Origin of the sequence: Desulfobacula sp., from assembly GCF_030145145.1 — a bacterium.
GTDB lineage: Bacteria > Desulfobacterota > Desulfobacteria > Desulfobacterales > Desulfobacteraceae > Desulfobacula.
This window is the reverse complement of the sequence record NZ_JAQYWD010000030.1, coordinates 43,134-69,275: the sequence shown is the minus strand read 5'-3', so window position 1 is coordinate 69,275 and position 26,142 is coordinate 43,134. Positions and strand designations below refer to the sequence as shown.

General features: G+C 44.7%; 18 protein-coding genes. 8 read left to right on the top strand and 10 right to left on the bottom strand.

Going from position 1 to position 26,142, the window contains the following annotated elements; genetic code table 11:
* Positions 1 to 64 precede the first annotated feature (64 nt).
* On the top strand, positions 65 to 1,156 hold the full coding sequence (locus tag Q1Q15_RS17120) for a substrate-binding protein (protein ID WP_300462623.1): 1,092 nt from the start codon (positions 65 to 67) through the stop codon (positions 1,154 to 1,156).
* A gap of 113 nt (positions 1,157 to 1,269) precedes the next feature.
* Here the strand turns inward: Q1Q15_RS17120 and Q1Q15_RS17115 are convergent, their stop codons facing one another.
* The 6 genes from Q1Q15_RS17115 to Q1Q15_RS17090 all read right to left on the bottom strand — a co-directional run bounded on the left by Q1Q15_RS17115 (position 1,270) and on the right by Q1Q15_RS17090 (position 6,656).
* On the bottom strand, positions 1,270 to 2,250 hold the full coding sequence (locus Q1Q15_RS17115; RefSeq protein ID WP_300462621.1) for a branched-chain amino acid ABC transporter permease: 981 nt from the start codon (positions 2,248 to 2,250) through the stop codon (positions 1,270 to 1,272).
* Positions 2,243 to 3,103 carry a hypothetical protein gene (locus Q1Q15_RS17110; protein WP_300462618.1) on the bottom strand — a complete coding sequence of 287 codons (861 nt, stop codon included), beginning with the start codon at positions 3,101 to 3,103 and terminating at the stop codon, positions 2,243 to 2,245. Before Q1Q15_RS17110 ends, Q1Q15_RS17115 begins: the two co-directional genes overlap by 8 nt.
* 11 nt (positions 3,104 to 3,114) lie before the next feature.
* Positions 3,115 to 3,816 (bottom strand): urea ABC transporter ATP-binding subunit UrtE, encoded by a 702-nt coding sequence (gene urtE, locus Q1Q15_RS17105; RefSeq protein ID WP_300462615.1) that lies wholly within the window; start codon positions 3,814 to 3,816, stop codon positions 3,115 to 3,117.
* The gene (locus Q1Q15_RS17100; RefSeq protein WP_300462612.1) at positions 3,816 to 4,562 is read right to left on the bottom strand and encodes an ATP-binding cassette domain-containing protein; all 747 of its coding nucleotides are present in this window, start codon (positions 4,560 to 4,562) and stop codon (positions 3,816 to 3,818) included. Before Q1Q15_RS17100 ends, urtE begins: the two co-directional genes overlap by 1 nt.
* Before the next feature lie 108 nt (positions 4,563 to 4,670).
* Positions 4,671 to 5,861 carry a substrate-binding protein gene (locus Q1Q15_RS17095; RefSeq protein WP_300462609.1) on the bottom strand — a complete coding sequence of 397 codons (1,191 nt, stop codon included), beginning with the start codon at positions 5,859 to 5,861 and terminating at the stop codon, positions 4,671 to 4,673.
* Between the two features lie 174 nt (positions 5,862 to 6,035).
* Entirely contained in the window at positions 6,036 to 6,656 is a 621-nt protein-coding gene (locus tag Q1Q15_RS17090) for an isochorismatase family cysteine hydrolase (RefSeq protein ID WP_300462606.1), read from the bottom strand.
* 743 nt (positions 6,657 to 7,399) lie between these two features.
* On the opposite strand from Q1Q15_RS17090, the gene Q1Q15_RS17085 reads away from it, so the two are divergent.
* Complete coding sequence (locus Q1Q15_RS17085; RefSeq protein WP_300462603.1) at positions 7,400 to 7,891, top strand: pyridoxamine 5'-phosphate oxidase family protein; 492 nt, start codon at positions 7,400 to 7,402, stop codon at positions 7,889 to 7,891.
* Position 7,892: 1 nt separating this feature from the next.
* Here the strand turns inward: Q1Q15_RS17085 and Q1Q15_RS17080 are convergent, their stop codons facing one another.
* Positions 7,893 to 12,248, bottom strand: coding sequence for an acyl-CoA dehydratase activase-related protein (locus Q1Q15_RS17080; RefSeq protein ID WP_300462601.1), 4,356 nt, complete (start codon positions 12,246 to 12,248; stop codon positions 7,893 to 7,895).
* Positions 12,245 to 12,826: a TetR/AcrR family transcriptional regulator gene (locus Q1Q15_RS17075; protein WP_300462599.1), complete on the bottom strand. Its 582-nt coding sequence runs from the start codon at positions 12,824 to 12,826 to the stop codon at positions 12,245 to 12,247. Before Q1Q15_RS17075 ends, Q1Q15_RS17080 begins: the two co-directional genes overlap by 4 nt.
* 411 nt (positions 12,827 to 13,237) lie before the next feature.
* On the opposite strand from Q1Q15_RS17075, the gene Q1Q15_RS17070 reads away from it, so the two are divergent.
* The 5 genes from Q1Q15_RS17070 to Q1Q15_RS17050 all read left to right on the top strand — a co-directional run bounded on the left by Q1Q15_RS17070 (position 13,238) and on the right by Q1Q15_RS17050 (position 21,078).
* Complete coding sequence (locus Q1Q15_RS17070; RefSeq protein ID WP_300462597.1) at positions 13,238 to 16,678, top strand: response regulator; 3,441 nt, start codon at positions 13,238 to 13,240, stop codon at positions 16,676 to 16,678.
* Complete coding sequence (locus Q1Q15_RS17065) at positions 16,675 to 17,832, top strand: SpoIIE family protein phosphatase (protein ID WP_300462595.1); 1,158 nt, start codon at positions 16,675 to 16,677, stop codon at positions 17,830 to 17,832. Before Q1Q15_RS17070 ends, Q1Q15_RS17065 begins: the two co-directional genes overlap by 4 nt.
* A 168-nt stretch (positions 17,833 to 18,000) precedes the next feature.
* The gene (gene rocF, locus Q1Q15_RS17060; protein WP_300462594.1) at positions 18,001 to 18,891 is read left to right on the top strand and encodes an arginase; all 891 of its coding nucleotides are present in this window, start codon (positions 18,001 to 18,003) and stop codon (positions 18,889 to 18,891) included.
* Between the two features lie 131 nt (positions 18,892 to 19,022).
* Positions 19,023 to 19,946: a DMT family transporter gene (locus tag Q1Q15_RS17055; RefSeq protein ID WP_300462591.1), complete on the top strand. Its 924-nt coding sequence runs from the start codon at positions 19,023 to 19,025 to the stop codon at positions 19,944 to 19,946.
* A gap of 106 nt (positions 19,947 to 20,052) precedes the next feature.
* Complete coding sequence (locus tag Q1Q15_RS17050) at positions 20,053 to 21,078, top strand: aminotransferase class I/II-fold pyridoxal phosphate-dependent enzyme (protein WP_300462590.1); 1,026 nt, start codon at positions 20,053 to 20,055, stop codon at positions 21,076 to 21,078.
* A gap of 102 nt (positions 21,079 to 21,180) precedes the next feature.
* Here the strand turns inward: Q1Q15_RS17050 and Q1Q15_RS17045 are convergent, their stop codons facing one another.
* Together Q1Q15_RS17045 and Q1Q15_RS17040 are read right to left on the bottom strand one after the other, a co-directional pair.
* On the bottom strand, positions 21,181 to 23,484 hold the full coding sequence (locus Q1Q15_RS17045) for a response regulator (protein ID WP_300462587.1): 2,304 nt from the start codon (positions 23,482 to 23,484) through the stop codon (positions 21,181 to 21,183).
* Positions 23,485 to 23,540: 56 nt separating this feature from the next.
* Complete coding sequence (locus tag Q1Q15_RS17040) at positions 23,541 to 24,746, bottom strand: amino acid ABC transporter substrate-binding protein (protein WP_300462584.1); 1,206 nt, start codon at positions 24,744 to 24,746, stop codon at positions 23,541 to 23,543.
* A gap of 302 nt (positions 24,747 to 25,048) precedes the next feature.
* Between Q1Q15_RS17040 and Q1Q15_RS17035 the strand changes: the two genes are divergently transcribed.
* A complete protein-coding gene (locus tag Q1Q15_RS17035; RefSeq protein ID WP_300462582.1) occupies positions 25,049 to 26,140 on the top strand; it encodes a geranylgeranyl reductase family protein in 1,092 nt (363 codons plus the stop codon).
* Positions 26,141 to 26,142 lie beyond the last annotated feature (2 nt).

Sequence of the window (26,142 nt, the reverse complement as noted above, 5' to 3'; positions counted from 1 at the left end):
AGCCAAGGACCGGGCAGGGATCTTTTACGGGTAAGGAAGAAAATGCTTAAAGGAGTATGGATAAATGACATCAGATGCTTATAAGATCGGCGTTGTATTGCCCTTTTCAGGCAGTGAGGCAAATTCCGGTGTACAGTGCCTGAACGGGGCCAAGATGGCAGTGAAGGAAATTAACGAAAGTGGCGGAGTTCTTGGCGGACGTCATATTGAGCTGGTCGTGGAGGATTCTGAAACAGATCCCCAAAGGGCATTGGAGCGGACCCGCAAGCTGGTGGCGGTGGACGGTGTGCAGGCCATCCTGGGACCCCTTCTGAGTACTTCCCGGGATCAGATGATCGGATTTCTTGCCGAACACAGGATTCCCCTCCTCTATGGTACAGACTATGAGGGAGGGGCCTATAATCGCTACCTTTTCTGCTACTCGGCCATCCCTGAGCATTATGCGCGTCCGGTGGTCCCCCATATGATCCAGCACTATGGAGACGCTTTCTACCTGCTGGGGTCGGACTATGTCTGGCCGAGGAAGACCAATGAATATGTTAAGGACATCCTCGTCCGCAAAAGGGCTACCCTTTCTGGAGAGGAATATTTTCCCTTTGGCCACGAAGATTTTCAAGGAGTCATTGATCGGATTGCCGACTCAGGAGCCACTGTGATTTTTCTTGACCTCGTGGATTCGGAACTCCGGGCTTTTCTGCGGCAGTGCCATACGTCAGGCCTTAAAGAGAAGCTCAGGATTGTGGCCCTTGCCTTCAACGAAAGCACACTTGCTTCACTGGGCAGGGAAGAGGCCGAAGGAATTCTAACCTGCAATCATTTTTTCGCAACACTGGATTGCCCCGAAGCCCGGGAATTTGTGAGACGTCAGCAGCAGATGTTTGGAGAAGATACCTGGGTAAGCTATTACAATGTATCCCATTATGGACTGGTCAAGTTTTTTGGCCAGGCCGTAAAAAAGGCTGGAACAGAAGATGTGGAAAAGATTATCGACCTCATGGCTGACCAGTCCCTTGTCGTGGCAAACGGCCAGGTGACCCTGCGGGGTTCCGATCACCATATGATTTTGAATATCCTTATTGCCGAGGTCAAAGACGGCTGCCTGACGGTGGTGAAAGCAGTAGATTCCCTGGCGCCGGCTGATCAGCACGTCGATTAAAGGGCTATATAAAAAAAACAACACGTTCTATCCATTGGAAAGAACGGGAAATTGAGATAGGGCTTGAACCCTGATTGACAAGCGAGCCAGGTCAATAAGACTGGCTGCGGCAATCAATTTCGTGGTTTATTTGACAATAACTGGCCAAACAGGCCTCGGGGAAAGAACATTACACAAAGGATAAAGAGGACCCCTAAGCCCAAGATCCAATAATAACCCAAAATATCTGACAAAAGGGCTTCTATGGTTCTGACGGAAATAGCGCCGAGAAAGGCTGCTAATAGAATTTCACGACCGCCAAGCGCGACCCAGATCAGTACCTCAGTTGAAAGGCTGAATCCTAGAATTGTCGGTGATACAAATTCCGCTGCCACGGCGAAGAGCGCACCGGCCAAACCAGCTATACCTGCGCTTATAGAGAAGATGAGAATTTTTAAGTTGGCAATATTATAACCGAAAAATTCTACGCGGTCTTCATTGTCACGAACTGCAGAAAGAATTGTTCCAAAAGGGGCGTTAACAATGCGGTCCGAAATCAAATATAATATCAGGCAGATTCCCAATATGACATAGAACAAAACCAGGGGGTCAAGGACTTCGTAACCACCGATGGAGAATGCAGGAATGTTGGTAAGGCCGTTAAAGCCGCCAATATAATCCCACTTGGTGGCAATACGTTCAGCCACAACTGCCACTGCCAGGGTCACGATTCCAAAATATGGGCCGGAAAGTCGGCCGGAAAACAGAAAATAGCCCAGGATGGATGCAAAGAGGGCAGTTCCGGCTATGGACAACAGCAGGGCAAATAGCGTTGAGGTAAAAATTCCGGTCATTCCCGGTATCATTCCTTTGGTGGTCAAAGCCATGATATAGGCACCTATACCAAAAAAAACAGCATGTCCAAAGCATAAAATGCCACCATAGCCCCAGATCAAGGACAGACTCATGGCGAAGAGACCGTAAACCAGAAAAACAGTTAGCTGAGACAAAAGGTAAGCATCCTGGAGCAGAGGAAAACACCCCAATGCGATTAGGACAAAGATCCGGATGATGTTTACACGGCCATTAGGGCTGATAAATGCGAATTTATTCATTTCTTTTGGTTCCAAGAATGCCTTGCGGCTTGATACGGATGACGATAACGGCCAGTGTGAAAACCACGATCTGAGATGAAACGGGAGAAAAAAGGTAGCTGATAATGCTGTCCGAACCTCCGACAACCATTCCCCCGGCCAGAATACCGGATAAACTACCGGTTCCCCCTACAAGGATGGCCAAAAAGGCAGGAATAAAAAATCCCAGTCCCATTTGGGGATCGCAACTCATCAGGGGCGCCATGATGGCCCCGGCAAGTCCGGCAAGGGCAGAGCCAAAGGTGAAAGTGTTTCGATATATTTGTCGAGTGTTTATTCCCAGGCTGGCGGCCATATTGCGATTGGCGATGACTGCACGGGCAGCCAAACCCATGTCCGTCTTCAAAAAAATAAAAAAAGTGAAACCAATAACGCTCAGTGATGCGAGCATGATGAAAAGCCGATAGGCCGGATATTCGATCAAACCCATATTGACCAATTGCGGTAAAGGCGGATTGACCATCAGCCCAGCTGGACCAAAGAAAATAATGATCAACTGTTTGATGGCAATGGAGACACCCCAGGTGGCTAAAATGGTGTCGAGTACACGGTCATAGAGGAATCTGATACAAAAGTACTCCAAGGCCAATCCAACCAGCCCGACAATTATCGGGGCCAGGATTAATCCCGGCCAAAAACCAATGCCCAGAGAGTCCGTCATGACAACTGTATAGGCACCGAGAAGAAAAAATTCACCATGGGCCATGTTGATGACACCCATCAGCCCGAAAATAATTACCAGGCCCATTGCCACTAGAATAAGAACCAGAATATAACTAAAACTATTTAATAATAGAATCGGTAGGTCAGCCAATTGATGATCTCCTAAACACTTATGTATCCTGTAATAATAGATTCGTCTGCTTTTATTTCCTGAACCGGACAATTATGGACGATAATGCCTTTTTCCATAAAAGAGAAATTATCAGCGATCTCTAAAACCATATCCACATTTTGTTCTACAATAAGGATGGTTAATCCAGCCTCAGAATTGATTTTTTTTAATATTTGGCCTATTTCATCAACGATTGACGGCTGGATTCCCTCGGAAGGTTCATCTAAAAGCAAGAGCTTGGGTCGGCCCACCAGGGCCCTGGCAATGGCCAACATTTGCTGCTCCCCTCCTGAGAATGACCCGGCCAACTGGTCTTGCCGCTGAGCCAGAATGGGGAAATAATCAAAAATTTCCTCGGGAATATCTCGATTCTTTCGGTCAAACTTCAGCGCTCCCAGGCGAAGGTTTTCAGCCACCGTAAAATCACCAAAAATTTCACGTCCCTGGGGGACATAACCAATGCCATCGCTGGAAATTTTGTAGGACTGGCGGCCCTGAATCGGTTTCCCATCAAAAATGATATGGCCGGAAGACGGACGTAACAACCCCATGATTGTGCGCATTAAAGTTGTTTTTCCCATCCCATTTCGACCCATAAGGGCCATGATTTGGCCTTGGGCCACCTGAAGGTTGACTCCCTGAAGGATGCGACTGCCCCCGTAGGAGGCGTGCAAATTTGTAATGTTCAGCACTACCGCTTCCTCCCTAAATAGATGCTTTGAACATCTTTATCTTCTTGTATCTCCTCATAATTTCCTTCCCGGAATATCGACCCTTTGTACATAACCGTTACCCGACTGGCTAGTTTTTTAACAAAATTAAGGTCGTGTTCAATAACGACAACAGAAATACCGGTTTCTATAGAAATTTGATGAATGAGCTGAGCCGTTTTATTGGTTTCTGCTGCCGTCATGCCTGCAGTAGGTTCGTCTAGAAGCATGAGTCGTGGTTTACTAGCCATTACCATGCCAATTTCCAGCCATTGCTTTTCACCATGAGATAAATTTCCAGCCAGTTCATTTGTTTTTTCGGTCAGCTTAAGCAGGTTCAGCAATGTGAGAATCTCCTGCCTGTTCCCTGGTACAGAGTTCTTTGAGCGCAGGAGTGAAGGCTTCCAATTAGAGGATGACGGCACTCTGAGGTTCTCCTCAACTGTCATACTGTTGAAGACGCTGGGTATTTGAAATTTACGACCAATTCCTGCACGATTGATGAGATGAACAGGCTGTCCTGAGATATCCTGGCCAGCAAAGATGATTTTTCCGGAGGTGGGCTTATAGCACCCTGAGATAAGATTGAAAAGTGTTGTCTTACCGCAGCCGTTAGGACCGAGAATACAGCGTAATCCTCCCTCTTTAAGTTTGAGGGAAGTTTTGTCCACGGCGGTTAACCCACCGAATTGTTTGGTTAAATCTTTTGTCTCCAGAATAAACGCCACGCCTTCATACCTCCTGGTTCTGAGCAACCGGGTAGATTAAACTACCCGGTTGCAAGGGGGGATTGAGTTCCTCCACTGACAGTTCTGTGTTTTCAGAAAGCACTTACATTAAAGCTTGCCTGCACACTGCGGACTGGCCGTAGTCGGGCCAATATATTTTTTCATTTGAAGCTTACCGTCGATTACTTCGGCTATGAGCATGTTAAGGGTCATGTGATGGTCTTCATGAATGGTCACTTGACCGTTGCCTGCTGCTACACTCAAGCCGGGCATGGCATCGATTATTTTTTCCCTGTCAACGGACTGGGCTTTTTCGATAGCCTTCTTAAAAAGCATCACTATTCCATAATGGCTGTCAGCGTAGAAACTGACGATGGCATCCTTGCCGAACATTTTATGTTGCCGCCCTACAAAGTCTTTGGCTTCAGGCCGGTCAAGGGATTGGATGAAATGATTACAGGTAATAACACCGTTTGCCTGATCACCAGTCAATCCGGACATGTAGTTATCATTGAAACCCATAAAGGCAATCTTAACCTTGTCCTTTGCACCGAACTCGGTCATCTGTTTAACAAGGGTTTGGCCGTCTGCCCCGGGCAGGGTCAGAACCAACACCTCAGCGCCTGATTTTACGATTTTATCAATAGTCGCAGCAAAGTCTTTGACTCCAAAAGGGGTGTACTCCTCTGCCACAGTATGTCCACCCGCATCTGTGATGCCTTTTTTAATGGCCTCGTTCATTTTGTGTGGCCAAACATAATCAGCCCCAAAGAGATAGAATTTATTACCGTAGTTTTTTGTCAGATAAGGGATAAAAGGTTTAATATAGTGATCTGGAATAGCACTATAGCAGAACAAATATCGGCTGCACGCTTCGCCTTCATAATCTGTTGCATATAACAGGGGTGTCTTGTACTTGTTGATAAACGGTAGCATGGCATTCCGGTTTGCGGATGTGATTGGCCCAAGAACTGCGGTGACCTTATCTTTTAAAATTAATTTTTTTGTCTTTTCTGCCGCCGTTTTCGGATCCGTCTTGTTATCCTCGACAATTAGTTCAAGTTTATGGCCCCCTAAGACGCCACCTGCGGCATTGATCTCAGCCACGGCCATCTGGGCGCCTTGGATTCCCTGCTGACCAAATAGTTCAAGCCCTCCAGACATGGGTAAAACCACGCCAATTTTGATTGACTTCTTGTCACCTGCTAAAGCTGAAGACCCGATCAAAACAAGTATTGAAACTGCTAGAAGTACAAAAAAAGATGTTAATCGTTTGTGAACATTAATTTTCCTTTCCATGATGCAATATTTCTCCTTTTAAAACAATGATTAAAGAGGTCTATATCTGAATGTAGGCCCCATTGAATAGCCGATCAGACCCAGCCATGGCTTTTTTTTGTGCACAAGCCCGCCTCACACGCACACCGGGGTAAAGCCGGTGATGACCAGAACTTGATCTTTGGATTTCATTTATTATTTTTCTTTTAGTTGGGAAAGGGCTTTGATTATTGTGTCAGAATCTGTTATCTCACCAAAATGTGTGGCAATGTCATATAAAGACGATTCCTGTTCTCTCGGTCCTGTGGCAGCCACACAATCCTCTGCTACAATGACGGAATACCCGTGAAAAAAAGCATCATGCACCGTAGAGCGAACGCAGATGTTGGTAACCACACCCATGAATATAAGCGTATCCACATCTGCATCCTTGAGGGTCAGATCCAGATCTGTGTTAAAAAATCCAGAGAAACGGCGTTTGGTGACCAGAATATCTTCGGGTTCGGGAGTCAGATCATCAATCACTGCTGCACCCCAACTTCCCTCAATACAATGTTCACCTCTTTTTTTAAATTCCCGGTCAGTACTTTTAAGTCTTAAGCGATGTGCATCATTAATATAAACGACAGGTAAACCTGCTGATCGGGCCGCTGTGATTACGGCCTTTTGCCGCGGCACTATACTCGATCCTCCAGGCAAGACCATCTTACCGCCGTCAGTTAAAAAATCATTCAGCATGTCAATAACTAAGACTGCCGTATGTCCAAGATTAATATGCCATCCTAAATTTTGTTTGACTGCAGAAAAACTATCCAACGCTTTACTCTCCTTTTTGCTCTCACGGTTGAAGCCGGTGCCTATCCTAGAATATTCTTTTGAAATATTTGGGGGTTTTTAGGGAAAATAACATGCAAAATTTCACCGGCATTGTATTCCTTTTTCAAAATTATCTTGCTCTGACAAGGCTTGTTTTTTATGGTCATTCTTTAGTCTATAGGGTATTAAAATACCGAGTTCTGAATTCAGCCGCCTGAATAAAAATTTTACTTTAAATTATTGTATACAATATACAATATCTACAATATGAAAAGAGAGAATGTCAAGGGAAATATTTACTATATAAGAATTGGTTTTCCTTGTATTCGATAGATGTAAGTTCATTTTTCCCCAGCCACTTGATCAGGGTCAAATAGTTTAACGATGGGTATCAAACCGGCGGGGCATGTAAATGGGGATTGAGATTTAAAAATTACCGTAAGTCTGTACAGCTATACTAGCACCGGTAGCGGTATCGTCATGGGGAACAGCAGATTTTAAATATGCGTTAATCACCTTCCAGGCAAAGATCGATAGCTTTGCCAATAGATATTCATGACCGCATTCTTTACAGTGGACCCTGGCAAACCCTTTATGAAAATCACTTTAATCCAAGTATTTGTAAATCACAGTCATGACGTATTTACGCCAGAAGCTTAGGCGGGATGCATACATATTTTCCCATGCCAGTTCCAGTTCTTTAAAATGATTTTCGACACACTTACCGACCCGTACTTACCACCATGGACGGCAACAAGCCCGAGGTTAGAACTGTTATCCTGAGGGGGTTTTCAGAAACAGACCGGACATTGATATGTCACTGTGATGTCAGAACACCCAAGGTTTCACAAATCAGGGACAATCCCCGTGTGAGCTGGTTATTTTATCATCCTGAAAAATGGATACAGCTGCGCTTTTCCGGAACCGCTTGGGTTCATACCGACGATGAAACGGCTGGATCTCAATGGAAAAAGGTGCGCCAGACAAGTCGAATCAATTACTGCGCTGAAATTCCGCCGGGGTTGCCCGCGGAAAAACCGACTTCGGGCCTGCCGGATTTTTTGAGGGACACGACGTCCAAACTGTTTGATAACACAAAGGCCCGTAAAAATTTTGCTGTCATTGTCTGCCGATTCGATGAAATGGACTGGCTATGGTTAAAATTGACGGGTCATTGCCGGGCGAAATTTCACTGGGAGGATCATCGCATCAATGCATCCTGGGTGATCCCCTGATTTAAACGGATACTATCCTGTTGTTTTTTGTATCCAATTCCAGGCTTACTCTGGCGTTTTTAACCAGAAAATGGAGCCTGTTGAACAGGTTCGCCTCGCTGGTATTCGCGTCAAGATCAATAAAGAGTATATTCAGATTAGGATAAAGGTCTTTTAATTTTTTTTCAATTCCCTTGGCAATCACCTGGTTTGCTATACAGCCAAAGGGCTGAAGACAGAGGATATTTTCGATACCATCCTGGGCCATTTTTATCACCTCACCTGGTATGAGCCACCCTTCACCGAACTGGATCGACAGGTCAACAACCTGGGCGGCATTCTCTGCAAGATCGTTTATGGTTGTAACCGGTTTATAGAACCTGTGCTGCTTCAGGATATGATCCACCTGACGGATATATTTATCTGCATGCCGTTCAAGAAGAACCGACAACGGCCAGAGAATACTTTTCTTTTCAATATTCGTCTTTCTGTCCACCTTGAAATTAACAAACCCCTGGGTGAAAAAGTTTATAAGGCACGGCAGTTCAATTTCAACCCCATTTTCGGTCAGCCACCCCACAACATTATGGTTACAAAAATCATTATACTTGGCATATATTTCACCGACAATCCCAATCCGGGGAAAGGGTCCTGGATTTAAGGGAAGTGTATTGAAGTCCGTCACTGCTTTTTTCAAAAGGCAGAGTGTTTTATCCGGGTCATTTCCACCGCTTGAATGCCACAGGTCAGTATAGTGTTCAACCAGGCGCCAGGCACTGCCTTTGATTTTTTCACGAACCAGCAACGGATAACACATCATAAGCAGTGCGTCGGCAAACGCTATAGAATAAAGCCCTTTTTTCAAAAGCGCCAGTTTGCTGAAATTAAATCCGGGCTGATCATTCAGGTTGGTGGTTTTAAGATGAACCGTAATCACTGGTACATCATATCCTGCTGCCAGGAGCGCTTTTTTAATCAGCGCGACATAGTTGCTTGCCCTGCACTGGGCACCGGTCTGAGTAATTCCCACAGCAACATCTGAAACATCATATTTCCCGGATTCAAGGGCCTTCAGGATATCACCGACAATGATAATTGCCGGATAGCATATTTCATTATTCGTATATTTCAATCCCAGTTCAAGGGATTGCTTATCTGACGGGGGGAGCACTTCAAAATGGTATCCTGTTGATTCAGAGATTGACTTTACAAAAGGGGAATAGAGTTTTGAGAAAAAGGGGACCAATATCTTTTTGTTCCTGTCCTGGTGGGTAAACAGGGGGAGTTGCTTCCTTGCATGGTCATGTTTCCGGGTGTTGTTTCGTCTTATTTTCATGGTTTCCACCAGGGTACGAAGCCTTAATTGAATGGACCCCGGGCTTGCAATCTCATCAATTCTTACCACGGTAAGATTTTTTCCGGAATGTTTTAAAATTTCCGTCAATTCATCTGTTGCGATGGCATCAAGACCACACCCGAAAGAATTCAGCTGAACCATCTCCATGGTTGGATGAGCGGCCGTATACTTTCCTGCATTATACATCCGATTGGTATAGGCCCATTGGGTCAGCACCTGGTCATTTTTACCATCGGCAACCGTTGGTATTGATCCTGCTGAAATGACATCTATCCCCATCTTTGACAGCATCTCAACGGCGCCGTGGTTAATAAAACGGTCCAGGTGGTAGGGTCTTCCTGCAATCACGACAACCTGCCTGTTCTCCCTGGATGCTTTAGCCATAACTTCCGCGGCTTTATCCTTTATTGTCTGTCTGAAATCCATATAGGCCGTCATGGCCTTTGAAAAGGCTGTGGAAAACTGCCGGTTCCCGATCCCCAATTGTTTAAAATACTGTCGACAGCTTTTTTTAAACAGGTGACGGTCTTTTAAATTCAATGGCGGTATATCAAAAGGGATACCATAACCCCCTTCCGGGTCGATGGCACTTTTAATGACTGCCGGATACCCTGTAACAATCGGGCAATTATAGGTGTTTGCGCCCTGGTTTTCGTCTCGTTCATACACCACCATGGGATAAAAAACCCTGTCTATATCTTTTTCCATCAACTCAATAATATGCCCGTGTACAAGCTTTGCCGGAAAACAGATACTGTCAGACATGACAGTATCAACCCCTTTTTCATACAGCCCGGCATTTGATTGGGATGAAAGTTTTACTTCCATACCGGTTTCCACAAACAGGGTGCACCAGAAAGGAAAATTTTCAAACATATTCAACACCCGGGGGATCCCGATACAAAGCCTGGGAGCACCTGCCGGTTTTAAAGTTCGATTAAAAATAAGATCTGCTTCATAATCGGCAAAGTTAAAGCCTTTTTCAGCGTTTTTGCCCCCATTGGAAAATTTACGTTCGCAACGGTTGCCGGTATAGAAAACCCGGGAATCGTCAAATTGCAGTTTGCTCACAACGCAATGATTTGAGCATCCTTTACACTGAATAAATGTTTTTTTATAATTTCCCTCTTGTCCAAATTGTGCCAGATTGATGGGAGAACTGCATGGCAATTTTTCCTTATAAAAATAATCCCTGCCGGCAAGAGCAGATCCAAATGCCCCCATTAAACCCGCAATATCAGGACAATAGACCTTTTTACCGGTCAATTTTTCAAAGGCCCTGTGAACAGAAGGATTAAGAAACGTTCCTCCCTGGACAACAATGTTATCTCCAAGGTCATTAAAATTCTTAATTTTTAACACTTTATTTAAACAATTGCGCACGACCGAATAAGCCAGCCCTGCGGCAATATCCTTTAATTCAGCCCCTTCGCGTAAAAATTGTTTTACCCTGGAATTCATGAACACCGTACACCTTGACCCAAGATCGCAGGGTGACACAGCGGTACAGGCCAGTGCTGAAAAGCTTTCCACAGAACGATTAAGAATTTCAGCAAAGGTCTGTAAAAAGGTCCCACAGCCCGATGAACAGGCCTCATTAATTTCGATCTTGTAAACCCCGCCATGATCAACAAACATTGCCTTCATATCCTGGCCGCCTATGTCCAGTATGAAACTTGTGTCCCTGGCCACGTGCCTGGCGGCCATGACATGTGCCAGTGTTTCTACAATTCCCAGGTCAAGTTTGAAGGCTGTTTTGATAAGATCCTCTCCATAGCCTGTAACTGCAGTCGCCCTTACATGAACGTCAATATCCTGTTGCCGGATCATGTCTGCAAAATAGTTGAGGCCTTTTTTAACGGAAACGATATGATCGCCCTTATTATAGGCATAATACGACAGTGCCATACGTCCCTCGCGATCAACAAGAACCATCTTGGTTGTTGTTGACCCCGTATCAATACCGACAAACGCATCTCTGCCGTCAAGGTCCGTTAAATCAATACGATCCACAGGTGTAAACCGGGTTTGCATCCATTCCTCAAATTCATGCGCATCGGCAAACAATCCACCATCACTTTTATTATCTGGTGAACAAACCGGATGGTCTTCTGACATCAGTGCAAGCAATTGAGAAATCGATCGTTCAAAAGTATTGGTTTCTGATGCCATTGCAGCACCCATTGCCGGAAAGAGTTCCGGATGCGGCGGCACGACAATATCTGATTTGTTAAGCGTCATTTTTTCTGCCAGGATATCTCTGAGCATGGGCATGAAGGTAAGTGGCCCACCCGTAAAAAGGATTTTGGGACCTGGCTTAAATCCTCTGCAGAGCGTTGTCAGCGTCTGCACGGCAACGGCATTAAACACAGATGCAGCAATATCCCGGCCTGAGACGCCACGGCTCATCAGGGCCTGAACATCTGTTTTCGCGAACACACCGCACCGGCTTGCAATGGGATGGATGCATTGATAATGTTCAGCTAGGCCATTGAATTCTTCAAAAGGAACCCCTAATAAAACAGCCATTTGATCGATAAAGGCCCCGGTACCACCCGCACAATTACCATTCATTCTGATATCGGATCGACCATGGCCATCAAAAAATATTAATTTGGAGTCCTCTCCACCAATATCAATCAATGTCCTTACATCAGGATAATGCACCTGTGCCAGTTCAGCCGATGCAACAACTTCCTGGATAAACGGAATCCCAAATAGTTCAGAAAGTCCCATTCCGGCAGACCCGGTCAGGGTAAGGCAAATGGTTATATCTCCCAGCGCTTTCAATATATGATGAAAACCATCAATCAATGACTGTTTTGTCCGGGTATCATGACGTCGGTAATCCATAAACAAGGGAGAACCATCATGTCCAAAAATTATAATTTTAGAGGTGGTTGAACCGATATCAATGCCGGCGCGGAAAACGGCAGTCGGTAATGATTTTTTTCCGGAAAACGGCAACACGCGGGTTGTATGATGCTGATCAGAAAAATTTTCAGGTCTGGGCCGGCTCATATTAAAGACCCTCCATCATTCATAATGCCATCTATATACATGTGAAACACCTTGTCTGCAAATTCTGAGGGCGTCAGGTTCATCTCAAGCAATTTATCTGGGTGAGCAAAGGTATCAAATGTATTGATAAGAATTTTTACAAACAATTCGATGTCAAGATCCTGTTTTACTATTCCCTCTTCCTTTCCCCTTGCTAGAATAACGGACAGTTTGCCCAGCGCTTTTCTCCTTTCCAGTTCAACCACCTGCCAGAATTCAGGCATGAGGCGCATATCTCTCAACATGGTCGGTGAAATAGTTGCTGAAAGCTTATGGGAAAAGTTGTACAGCCCTTGAATCGCATCAAAAATGGAAGATTGGTTTTCTATGGCAGTGTTAATGTCACAAATGAGCGGTTCCATTGACTGAATTATCACCGCTTTTATCAGTTCATCTTTTGAAACAAAATAATTGTAAAGGGTTTTCTTACTGATTTTAAGGTGGGAAACAATCTCATCAACGGTTGTCTTTTTAAATCCGTGAAGATAAAAACATGCTTGGGCTTCTTTTACAATGAGCGTTTGAATATCATCGTTCATTATCATGCTCCATTGAAAACTAAATAGACTATATCAGTTTCCATTGGTAACGGAGCAGTCAAAAAATGTCAAGGAAAAATCAACCCGTTTGGTTCAGGGTAACTGGTCTGGCCATCAATTGCCTGCCCGTGCCATGGGGTGAAAAAACCAGGAATGCGTACTAAATTTAAAAGACAGCAATTCTAAATATGAAACATCAGGATAGGGTCAGGCTTGCTTTATTGCGCTTTTAGCCTCTTCAAGAACCGATTTTTGATAAAAAGCACAATAAAACAAGCCTGACCCGTTCAAGAAAATGCCAAAATGAGAATTGCTGTTTAAAAGAAATACGGGTTGTAAATTTTTTTTAAATCCACATAATGTAAATGAGAATATGGTTTAAAAAAAATTACGGATATTGTCTGGGAAAAAATGAAACGATGTGAGCACAAATTTAAACCCTGGCCCCATGCTGAAAAACCCAAAAGGCCCATACGGCTTTTTGGGGTTTTAACACTGATTATCGCAGTATGTGTATTTGGTTTTGTCATCATTACCTACATGTCCATGGTGAAAGGGGCGGTGAATGAATTTGACTATGTCAGAATAATTGAGGGTGGTTTGCCCACCGAGATTCGATCCATTGCGTTTGAAATGGAACATTGGGCAAGTTTGCTGGCCGATGATGACCGGATAAAATCATTGGTGGAAAAGAGCAAAACAGCATATGTTTCAGAAGAAATGGCAACTAATGGAGATAACACCAGACGATACAGACAACAATTATTAGATCGGATGAATCATAAATGGGGATGGATGTCTTCAGGCCCCTTGCCCATGGATGTCCAGATATATCTGGGCACAGACGTCATTCCTTTTCTCAATATAGATCAAACAGGCATGATTGACAGCCCCCTTGATGAACCGACAGCCTTACTCCAGGAGGCCCTGGTTAAAAAAGCAGCCGTAAGCGGATTTGAAACCTCATCAAAATATTCTGGAATCAGGGGCATTGCACCCATTTTCAGCGCACAGTCCAATACACCTGAAAAAGAAATAATTGGTTTTATTGAAGTCGGGTCAGATATTGCCGATGTTGCCGGAATAATCAAAAAATTATTTTCCGGCCCGCATATGAAAATGGATATGGCAGTGTTGCTTAAAAAAGAGTATCTTGATGAAACAGCCTGGCCCCAGGCAATAAAAAAATCCGGCAAAAAACCCATTGGCCGCCATAATGAATATATTATTTACTCCACCACCAAAGAACTGCCCCGGGAGATCATCAGAAAAAAGCATTTTTTTCGTATTTTAGACAATGCACCTGACGGATTCATCTTCAAGGTTAAAAAACATCCTCATCTTGTTGGTGCAGCTCCCATACCCAGACGCGGGATATTAAACTTTGAGTCTAAAACAACATCATCCGGCGCACTGTTTTTGGCCTGGCATCCCATAACTTCAATGAGCTTGATTGAAATTCTGGTGAAGAAGCTATGGTTCAGTATCCTGTATGGACTTGTTGTGTTCATATTTTTAATGATTGTTTTGGTGGTGGCCTGGCGATATGCCTCCGGCAAGCTGAATACGCTCATACATGAGAGAACAGACCAGTTAAATGAAATGAATCAGGAATTAATTGACGCCCGGGATAAAGCCGAAACAGCCAACCGGGCTAAAAGTCAGTTCCTGGCAAATATGAGCCATGAAATCAGGACGCCCATGAATGCCATCATCGGCATGGGGGACCTGTTGCAATCCATGGGACTGAATACAAAACAAAGGGAATATCTCAATGTCATTCGAAAATCATCCAGGTCATTACTTTATCTGATCAACGATATCCTGGATATATCCAAGATTGAGGCAAAACAATTATCGGTTGAATGCATCGCGTTTAGACTTCGGGATGTTATTGAGGATGTAACCGATCAATTTCGGGATAAGGTGTTAGAAAAAGAGATTGAATTAATCGTTGATATTTCTCCTGATGTACCAAACGGATTAAAAGGGGACCCATTAAGATTGCGACAGGTCTTTATCAATCTGCTGAGCAATGCCTTTCGATTTACAAAAACCGGGGAAATCCGAATCAGGATTAAAACGGTTCATTCCAGTGAAACCACCGCTTCTTTGCTGTTTGCTGTGGAAGATACGGGTAAGGGAATTCCCATTGAAAAACAACGTTCCTTGTTTAAAGCATTTACCCAGGAAGACAGTTCTACCACAAGGAAATATGGGGGAACCGGACTTGGGCTGACCATCAGTCGGGAGCTGGTCTTATTGATGGGGGGCAGTGAAATTGGAATAAAAAGTGAACCGGATAAAGGCAGTATTTTTTCATTCACGTGTCCGTTTGATATGGTTGCCCTGGCAGATGAACTTGATCAAAATGCAATCAAACCGATTCAAGACCTGAACGTTCTTGTTGTGGAGGATAACCAGTCCAGCCTGTTGATGATTTCGAGAATGCTGGAAAATTTTGGTATTCAAAACAGGGGGGTTGCCAGTGCAGAAGACGCCATTGATGTTTTGATCAAAGATCAAAACCAGGCCAACATATCCATGATCATCATGGATTGGAAACTGCCGGGAATTGACGGCATTGAGGCTTCAAGAAGAGTATTGGCCCACCCCGGCCTGAAAGACATCCCCATTATCATGATCAGTGCCTATGGCCGTGAAACGATTATTTCAGAGGCAAAAGACGCAGGTATTAAAAACTTTTTGTTCAAGCCCATCAAACAGTCTGCTTTACTGGATGCTGTAATGGAAGCAGTTGGATTGGAAATCAAATTAAATCAACGGAAAAAGAGTGATATCAAACATGCTTTTTTTGATGGGTATAAAATTCTTCTGGCTGAAGACAATAGTGCCAATCGGCTGGTTGCCGTGGAAATGTTGTCCCAGGCCGGATTTTCAGTTGATACGGTGAAAAATGGCCAGGAGGCTGTGACCGCAGTTCAACATACGAGCTATTGCCTTGTCCTGATGGATATTCAAATGCCACTCATGGATGGATTTGAAGCCACCCGCCAGATACGCAGATTAAACACATCCAAAAGGCTCCCAATTATTGCCATGACAGCAAATGCCATGGCCGGTGACCGGGAGGAATGCCTGTCGGTGGGGATGGATGACTATATCAGCAAACCCATCGACAGGCTGCAATTGATCAATACCCTGGACAAATGGATCAAACGCGATCCTGAAACAGACAAAACATATACGGTTGCTCAGGATATGTCCGATGAAAATCTGCCGGATCTCCCCGGTATTCATATTGAAGATGGCATGGAACGTCAGGGGTTGAGCTGGCAGATCTTTCAAAAAATGCTGACAGCCTTTCCCGGTGATCAGCAGGAAATTTTAAATGGGCTTAAAATATCTGTGGCGGAGAATGATTTGGAAAAAATCAGGTATCATGCCCATACCTTTGTTGGTGCCGCAGGGACGATTTCTGCCCCAGGACTTGTAAGTGCCGCAAGGGAGTTGGAAAAGGCAGTGCGGGAAGACAGGATTAAGGATATTGAGCCGCTTTTTGGTGAGGTGGAAAACGCCTTTCAACGGGTGTGTGATTCGATTTTGACGTTAAAACCAATTCAAGCGTCTGCCGGTGGAGATCACCCCAGGGAAACGGCGCCTCTTGATAGTATTCTATCTCAATTGGATGACCTTTATCATTTTCTGGAAGAATTTGATCCATCCGGATCCATTGACTGCATTGAAAAGTTAAACCGTTTTGTTTTACCGATAGTTGTGCATAAGGAAATGAGTCAGTTAAATAAGCATATTGAGGATTTTCAATATGAAAAAGCCATTGATGATCTTCAGAAAATAAAAGAAATTTTAAAAAAAGAGGCGCTGTCTTGAGTGTTGAATTAAATAAGTGCAAGGTCCTTCTTGTTGATGATATTAAAGAAAATATCAATGTACTGGTACAGGCGTTAAAAGACGATTACAAACTGGGTTTCGCCATGGATGGAGAAAGTGCGTTAACATATGCCCGGACAAAATCACCTGATTTAATTCTCCTGGATATCATGATGCCCGGCATGGATGGATTTGAAGTCAGCCGGAAGCTTAAGTCTGATCCCCGGACACAAGACATACCGTTTATTTTCATTACAGCCATTGATGAAACCGAAAATAAAGCAGCTGGATTTGAACTGGGTGCTGTGGACTATATTACAAAACCATTTGAGATAATAGAGGTAAAAGCACGGGTTAAAACCCATTTGTCACTTCTTGTGGCCTCAAGGCAATTATCACAACAAAACAGGAAGATGCGCCAGTCCCTGAATCTGGCTAAAGATGTTCAGCAAAATCTTATCCCAAAAGCCGATCCGATTATCAGCGGATTTGATATTGCCGGCCGGACCATTTACTGTGACGAAACCGGTGGAGACTATTATGATTTCATCAAAATGAGCCAGAGGGGTCCGGATCATTTTGGCATTGCTGTGGGGGATGTTTCCGGTCATGGCATTCCATCAGCCCTGCTAATGGCTTCTGCAAGGGCTTTCCTTAGACAGAGGGCCTCTTTAGAGGGCGAACCGTCCCAGATCATATCGGATGTAAACAAGCAGTTTTGTTCTGATGTCAGGGATTCCGGTCAGTTCATGACGCTTTTTTTCTGTTGCTTAAATGCAAGGGAAAAACAAATTACATGGGTAAGGGCCGGGCATGAACCCGCCATATTTTATGATCACAAAAAAGGAGCGGTGTTTTTGCTGCATCAATTTGGTGGATTACCGCTCGGTATAACAAAGGATGCAACCTATCAAGATTCAACACTGGTAATTGAATCCGGGTCGATAATGGTTCTGATTTCAGATGGGATTACTGAAACCCGGAATAGCAAAAGCGAGTTTTTTGGTAAGGAGCGGGTTGAGCAACTTATTTTGAAACATATCCATCACTCGTCAACCAACATACTCGATGCCGTCATTGAATCCGTGGATCAATTCAAGGGTTCCCGGTCCAACCATGATGATATTACCATTGTTGTGATCAAGGCCTTATAAATTAACCGATCACTCGAGCCGCCCAATCCATTTTCTTTTCAAAAAATGTTTTGTCATATTTTTCCTTTTCTTCAAGAAAAAAGAGAGGATTCTCTTTATTGAACGGAACGAATGGGTTAAGTTTGGGTGAGCGTTTAACTGGGGACTTATTTTTCAGGAGAGGATTTAATGGTAAAACAGATCAGCATCATCGGGGTGCCGATGGATTTTGGGCAACTCCACCGGGGCGTTGACATGGGACCGGCGGCTGCAAGATATTCAGGGCTTGTTTCACGGCTTCGATCATTAGGGCATACGGTATTTGACACGGGCGATGTCTTTGTGCCGGTCAGGGATGCCGACGATACCCAATTCAAGGGAAAATATTTAAATGAGATCACACAAGTTTGCCAATCCGTCTATGATATGGGGAAAACAGCCGTTGACAAGGGACATTTCCCCCTGTTTTTAGGCGGAGATCATTCTATTTCCATTGGGGCTGTGGGTGCGGTTACCCACAAGGAACCATCGGGTCTTATCTGGATAGATGCCCATGGTGATTTTAATACGCCGGAAACATCTCCCAGCGGCAATATCCATGGCATGCCTTTGGCCACACTGATCGGAGAAGGCCATGAATCCCTTGTTAATGTTGGAAGGCCAGGAACAAAAATCAGTCCGGATAATGTCGTTATGATCGGCCAGAGAGATCTGGATATCCAAGAGAAACAAAGACTGAAAAAAAACGGTATTGAGGTCTTTACAATGCGAAATATCGACGAACAGGGCATCAGTTCTGTGGCCAATAAGGCGTTAATGAAATTCGTCCACATGAAAAGGATTCATTTGACGCTGGATATGGATGCCCTGGATCCCATTGAAGCCCCCGGTGTGGGCACGCCTGTTCCCGGCGGTATCACCTATCGTGAAGCACATCTTTTAATGGAAACGCTTGCGGATTCAGGAAAGCTGACATCCATGGATATCGTTGAAGTCAATCCCATCCTTGATCAGGCAAATAAGACAGCCCGGCTTGCCGTGGAACTGGTCCTTTCCGCACTGGGGAAAAATATTTTGTAAGGGATGTCAGAAGGCATGAAACGCGGTGATGAATCCCCGCGGGGCAGGGGGGATTAAAATTCCACTTCCATCCGGTTCAAGAAAATGCTACACAGGGCAACTTTTTATAGCACAATAGAATGAAGGAATAGATGGTGGACAGATCCAGAAACAGACTCCTACCCTATATATGCCTGGTGCTGGCCATGGCGCTCTGGGCAAGTACCTTTGTTGTCCTCAAACTGGCTTTCAGGGCATATGACCCCATGGTGGTGATTTTTGGAAGAATGGCAATTGCAAGCCTGTGTGCCGTTTTTTTCCCCTTTGCCTTTAGGAATATTCGGTTTCGGTTGAAGGATATGAAATACATGATCCTGATGGTGATCTGTGAACCCTGCCTTTATTTTGTATTTGAAGCCAAAGCCTTGGTCTATACCACTGCAGCCCAGGCAGGCATGATCACCACCATGATGCCCTTGATGGTTGCCATTGCCTCTTGGATGATTTTAAAAGAGCAACTAACCCGTAAAATCCTGCTTGGGTTTTTGATTGCCGTGGCAGGTGCCCTCTGGTTGGGCCTCTCTTCTGAGTCCTCCCCCCACGGACCCAACCCCCTGCTGGGCAATTTCCTGGAATTTATGGCCATGGTCTGTGCCTCGGGCTATGCCATCTGCCTGAAAAAACTCACGGCGCGATACTCCCCGTTGTTTCTCACATTTCTCCAGGCCTTTGCCGGAGCTGTTTTCTTTTTTCCAGCCCTTTTCCTCCCGGGCGTAGAATGGCCAACCCAGATCGTGCCGGTATCTTTTTTTTCAATCCTCTACCTGGGCAGTGTGGTTACCCTGGGTGCCTATGGGTTTTACAATTATGGGGTCAGCAAGATTCCTGCCAGTCAGGCCACTGCCTTTATCAATCTGATCCCGGTGTTTACATTGGGCATGAGTGCCCTGGTACTGGGAGAACGATTTACCAGTATCCAGTACATGGCCTCTTTTCTTGTTTTTAGCGGGATACTGTTAAGCCAGAACCGCATGGGGATCAACAAGGCCGGCCGGAGGGCAATTCCGGATGCTTGATGGGTATCATGGTGTGGCCGGGGACTGGGTGCCATTCTGTATTGACAAAAATCTGTACAATGAATATCGTTGAAATTTCAACGCTGTTATTCAAAAAAGGAAGAGAATGTTCAGTTTTCAAAATGACTATAGTGAAGGGGCTCACCCAAACGTTCTGGAAGCTTTGCAAAAAAACAATATGACACAAGAAGTCGGCTATGGACTGGATCGGCATACCCAGGCGGCTATTGCCATGATTCAAGAACGGGTTGGAAGCCCTGAAGCTGACGTGCACTTGATTTCAGGGGGTACCCAGACAAATCTCATCGCCATCAGTGCGTTTTTACGCCCCCATGAAGCCTGTATTGCTGCGGTCACCAGTCATATTGCTACGCATGAAACCGGCGCCATCGAAGCCACAGGGCATAAGTTGCTTACCGTGGATTCCAATGATGGTAAGCTGTCCCCGGACCTGATTGAGCCCGTACTGAAAGACCATCATTTTGAGCACATGGTGAAGCCGAGACTGGTGTACATCTCAAACCCCACAGAGTTGGGCACGGTCTATGCCAGAAATGAACTCCAAACCCTTCATGAATATTGCCGATCCAGGCACCTCCTTTTGTACGCTGATGGTGCGCGTTTAGGGGCTGCCTTAACCATCAGGGACGCGGATGTCACGTTAAAAGATATGTACACATTGACAGATGCTTTTTTTATTGGTGGTACGAAAATCGGCGCATTGCTGGGAGAAGCGTTAGTCCTTCGTAATGCCGACCTCAAGGCCGAGTACCGCTATCTCATCAAACAAAGAGGCGCCTTGCTGGCAAAAGGCCGGGTATTGGGCATCCAGTTTGAAGCACTCTTTAAAGATAACCTCTATTTTGAACTGGCACAGCATGCCAATGCCATGGCACAACAGATGGTGGATGATCTGAAAACAACCGGTTGCCGCTTCTGGATAGACTCTCCAACCAATCAGATTTTTCCGGTCATGAAAAACAGCGTCATTGAAGCGCTTTCCCATGAATTTTTATTTTATATCTGGGCCAAAGCAGACGAGGCGCATTCTGCGGTCCGCCTGGTGACGTCCTGGGCAACATCGCAAAACTCAGTTCAAGGCTTTATCCATGCCTACACACAGGCGGTTTAATGATGATTCAGGAACGGATCCTTCCATAAAATAATGACATTACACCGGGTTAAGTTGTTCAAGCCGCCTGGTCGGGTCATGGGGTATAAAAAAAGATTGGTTTTAGGGAGTATCCAGCAGCTCCCGGATAATTTTAGAAAGGTCTGTTCCCATAATCGGTTTTTGAATAAACTTTTTAATCCCTATCTTCATGGCTTCAGTTTCAGTAAAAATCTCATGGTAACCCGTGCAAATAATAATGGGCATATCATCCCTGATTTTTAAAATTTCCCGGGAGAATGTATCCCCTGTCATCTGGGGCATTGTCATGTCGGTTATAATCAGATCTACCTCATGGGGATGTTCTATGAATTCGAGGAGAGCAGATTCTGCTGAAGTAAACGTTAAGACGTCATATCCGTGTCGGGTCAAAATATCTTGCAGCGTCTGGAGAATAGCCGGCTCATCATCTACCAGCATTATTTTTTCTGTGCCCGTGACCAGTGCTGTCTCATTTTCCTCTGGATCTTCTGAAACCTCATCCCCTTCAATGGCCGGTAAAAATACGTGGAATACGGATCCCTCACCAACTTTACTCTGCACGGTTATAAAGCCGTTGTGGTTTTTAATAATGCCATCAACGGTTGATAATCCTAAACCCGTACCCTTCCCGATTTTTTTTGTCGTAAAATACGGATCAAAGATCCGGTTCATTGTTTTTTTTTCCATGCCATATCCTGTGTCCCTTATTTCGAGTTTAAGATATTTCCCAGGCAGCCGGTTGAGATCAGACATCATTTTTTGATCAGAAGCATTTGTGTCATACAATCCCACGGTCAAAACCCCTCGCTCATTGCCCATGGCCTGATATGCATTTGTACACAGATTCATTATCACCTGATGAATCTGGGTTGGGTCTGCCATGATCGTGGCATTGGAAAATATCTCATTTTCAATTTCTATGGATGAAGGAATTGAAGAGCGGAGTAATTTGAGTGCTTCCTTTAATATAACAGAAACCATGGTGGGGATTTTTTCGTGTTCAGCCTGCCGGCTGAAAGTAAGTATTTGTTGAACCAGGGCGGATGCTCTCTTGGCACCTTTAACAATTTGACCCAGGTACTTTTTTATTCTTTGATGGTCATCAATATGCATTTCACCTAACTGGGCATACCCGAAGATACCTGAAAGAATATTGTTAAAATCATGGGCAATTCCCCCGGCCAGAGATCCGATGGCTTCCATTTTATGGGCGTGCTGGAGTTGAATTTCAAGCGCTGCTTTGTCTCTTTCTTTTGATAGATATTCAAATTCCACCGCCACGATTTGACCGACGGTTTTGATCAGATTTATATCCCATTCGACAAATTTTCTTTCTTTGCCAAAGACGTGTATCGTGCCGGTTATTGTTCCTTCTCGATCCAAAATCGGTACGCCAGCATAGCTTTCCGCTGTAATTTCAGATAAGCATTGTGCTGCAGGGAATCGCACATGGGAACCGGACGAGAGTACAATTGGTTTTTTTTCTGCAACGATCTGATAATTGGGCAAACCCATAGATGGGTCATAAACGGTATCACCGTTTTGACAGTTTCGTGAAAAAGCAGCCGAATAGAACGCGTTTTCTGTCTTTTGATACCTTAAAATCAAGGCATTCAGGTCCAACGCCTCAGCTAATGCATCGGCCACCCGATTGAAAAAATCTTCACCCCGGTTCGTAACGGCAATGAGATACAGATCTTTTACCCATTTGTTTTTTTCCTCAAGTGAATGCATCATTGATGAAATGTTGTCGCTTAAAAATTCAAGTTCAAAAATACCTTTATATTCCGGTTGGTTCCCCATTCGCAGGGCATGGATAATCTGGTTCAACGGTCTGCGAAGAAATCGCTCTTGTAACAACAGAATCAGTATAAGACCCAATAACAGCAGGAACCCCGTAATCGTGTAGACAAGCTTTACCCGTCCTATCAGAGGGGCATAATCCCTGGTATCCTTCACAAGGCCGATATGCCACTCCCAGGGTTTAAAATTAAAATGTTGAAAATAATATTTTTTACCCTCAAATTGAATCGTTGCAGAGATTCCCGTTGAATGGTGTTTGACAATAAAAGTTTTTAAACTCGGTTTGATCTGGTGCAGCAGCAAGTTCCCTTTTTTAGAATCGGTGAGGACGTAACTGATGTTGTTTCGTTGCGTATATTCTTCAATAGCCCCTAAGGTTAAAGCTTTTTTAATGATCTTGGCTTTTCGGTCGTTCATTTTACCGGTTTGCATCAACTCTGTAAAATTTTTATCGCAGATGTCATACACTTCACTGGCGATATTGGCCAATGATTTTTTGATCTGTTCATCAGCAAAGTCAGAAACAGACCGCAGAACAAAAAAATACATTCCTGCACCGATAAGGCAAATGGCCGTTACCACGGGGATACCCATTTGAATGGGCAAACTTTTAAAAAAACGATGTGTCAGCATGGGGGTTAAAATTTCGGCTCGGCCGTTTTTATTTGATCGGGCCAGACCAGTTCTTTGTGTCCATTCTGCCATTGTATGATGAACGTGTGCTGCCGCAATTGTTTCCCGGTTTTGTCAATACCAAATCGTCCAATGATGGTCATGGTATCTAAATCAAACAATGCCCGGCGCACTTTACCTTTATCAATACTTCCCACTTCATCCACGGCTTTTTTCAGGACCTGGCCCGCTGCATAGGCCAGACCGGCATGATATCCCGGTGGAGTGCCATATGTTTCAGTGAACTGCTGATTGAATTCTTGCGCACCGGGATAGTTGGCTCTGGGTTCCCAGAGCGATGTTCCAAAAACAGCCTCAACCTCAGGCCCGCATTGGTCGTAAAAACCCTGCAGAGCCGGGCCGACTGAGGCGTAAAATGCTTTCGGCCGCCAGTCAATTTTCTTTAAAGCGTTGGACATGTGAATGGCTTCATCCATATGCCCGCACACCATCAGGACTTGTGACTTGTTTTGTCTGGTGATTAACGCCAAAGGTTCCAGATTCAGGGTCCCCTTTTTAAAACTCTGAAAATCGACGATGTTCAAGCCGAAACGCCGGGCCCATTTTTTAATACTTTTGGCCAGATCAACTGAAAACGGATCATCGGAATATACCACGGTAATTTTATCCAAATCGTTTAACACAAGCAGTTCCAAAAATCCCACAGCAAATTTACTGGCCGGGGTATAGACGCCAATGGCATTGCGGTACCCGTTTTCCCAAAGTCTATCGGCCGCTGCTCCGGCAATCAGAAGGGGCATATCGTTTTTTTCCACAATGGGGAGAACAGCTTCTGTAATCAGGCTGGAATACGGGGCAAACAGAAAGTCGACCTGTTCCATTTCTATAAATTCTCGATACAGGGAGACGGCATGATCGGGGTCACTCCTGTCGTCCTTGACGATTACCTGTACCGGCCGCCCCAATATGCCGCCGGTATTATTGACATTTTGTTCCCATAATTTAAACCCCCGGTTCAACGCCCCTGATATGACGTCAAACCGACCGGTAAGCCCGAGACTGACACCGATTTTTATGGGTTGTTCCGCTGTACAGGGCAATTGAAAAAAAAATATCATCATACTGAGCAGCAGTGCCATCCGCTGCCATTGACCCAACTGCGCTAAAACGCCGGCACGCATAAAGCGGAAGCTTAAGCCATATGAAGTCATTTCCATATTTTCCTGTTCTAACGGTTAATGAAACGTGCATTCTGCATGTCGTGTTTTTCAGGTTGAAGAGGAAAACTCAGATGCTTAATGGGGATATCATCGTCCTTTCCATGATGCAATCAACCCGGATAACACCATATAAAGATACACTTAAAAAGTCAATTGCCTCCCGAACACATCGTTCAGTTCCAAAATTTGATTATACTTTAAAGGTGGCGGTTTATCCCCCATCTGTGATTCGTCGGGTCTATATGTGTTCAGGGCGGCTTGTTTTTGGGGGATAGACCTGATAAGAAACGGTCATGTTTGATGTTGCGATCATAGGGGCAGGGCCTGCCGGAACTGCGGCTGCTTTTGATCTTTTAATACAGGGGCGAAAGGTGCTGATCCTGGATAAGTATGAATTTCCCCGGAAAAAAGCCTGTGCCGGCGGGATTACGCCGAAAGGATATCACCTGTTCCGGTATGATATTTCCCCGATCGTAAAAAGAAAATGCCGTATCATAAAAATCAAACCGCTCAATAAAAAGCCTTTCTTTGTAACGGATGACAGGACGCTTTGTTATATGACCAGGCGGGAAGAGCTGGATTTTTTTTCTTTGAAAAAGGTCATTTCTATTGGTGCAGATTTCAGAGTAATAAAAAAAATTCAATCCATTGGCGAAACGCCTTTTTCCGTGGATATATATACGGATTCAGGGTGCTTCAGGGCATCGTACCTTATCGGTGCGGATGGGGCCAACAGTGTTGTCAGGCGGTGTGTTTCAACTGTCCGATTTTATGAAAAGCAATTGGCCATTGAAGCGGATGTGAGGGTTGGTAGGCCCGATATGTATCAAATGGAGTTTGATTTTTCAAGGTTACGTAATTGTTATTATTGGCTCTTTCCAAAAGATGATCATGTGAATATCGGGATTTATTCGCTTGCTGCCAATGCCAGGCCCCAGGTCCAGCGACTCATTGATTTTGCGGAATCAAGGCTTTTGACCAGCCGGCTTGAGGCGATTAAAGGGTATCCCATCTGTACGGGGGGATTTAAGTATCGACCGGATTCAAAAAGGATTCTCCTTGCAGGAGATGCAGCCGGCTTGGCTGAACGGCTGCTGGGGGAAGGAATTTTTTTTGCCGTAAAAAGTGGTCAGCAGGCGGCCCAGTCCATTTTAGAATCAGAACACGCTGCCGTGTCAGCCAGGGACCTTTACCTGGAAAAATTAAAACCCATCCAGACGGATTTAAAGGCGTATGACCTGAGTTCAAAATGGTTTTACCGGTTTCCCCGGGTGTCACTAAAGGCATTGTCTTTTCCCTTTATCCGCAACCGATTTGTCAATGGGTATGCAGACGGTAAAACCCTTACCCAGATTCTGATGACAAAGGGATTAAACGAAAGCTGATC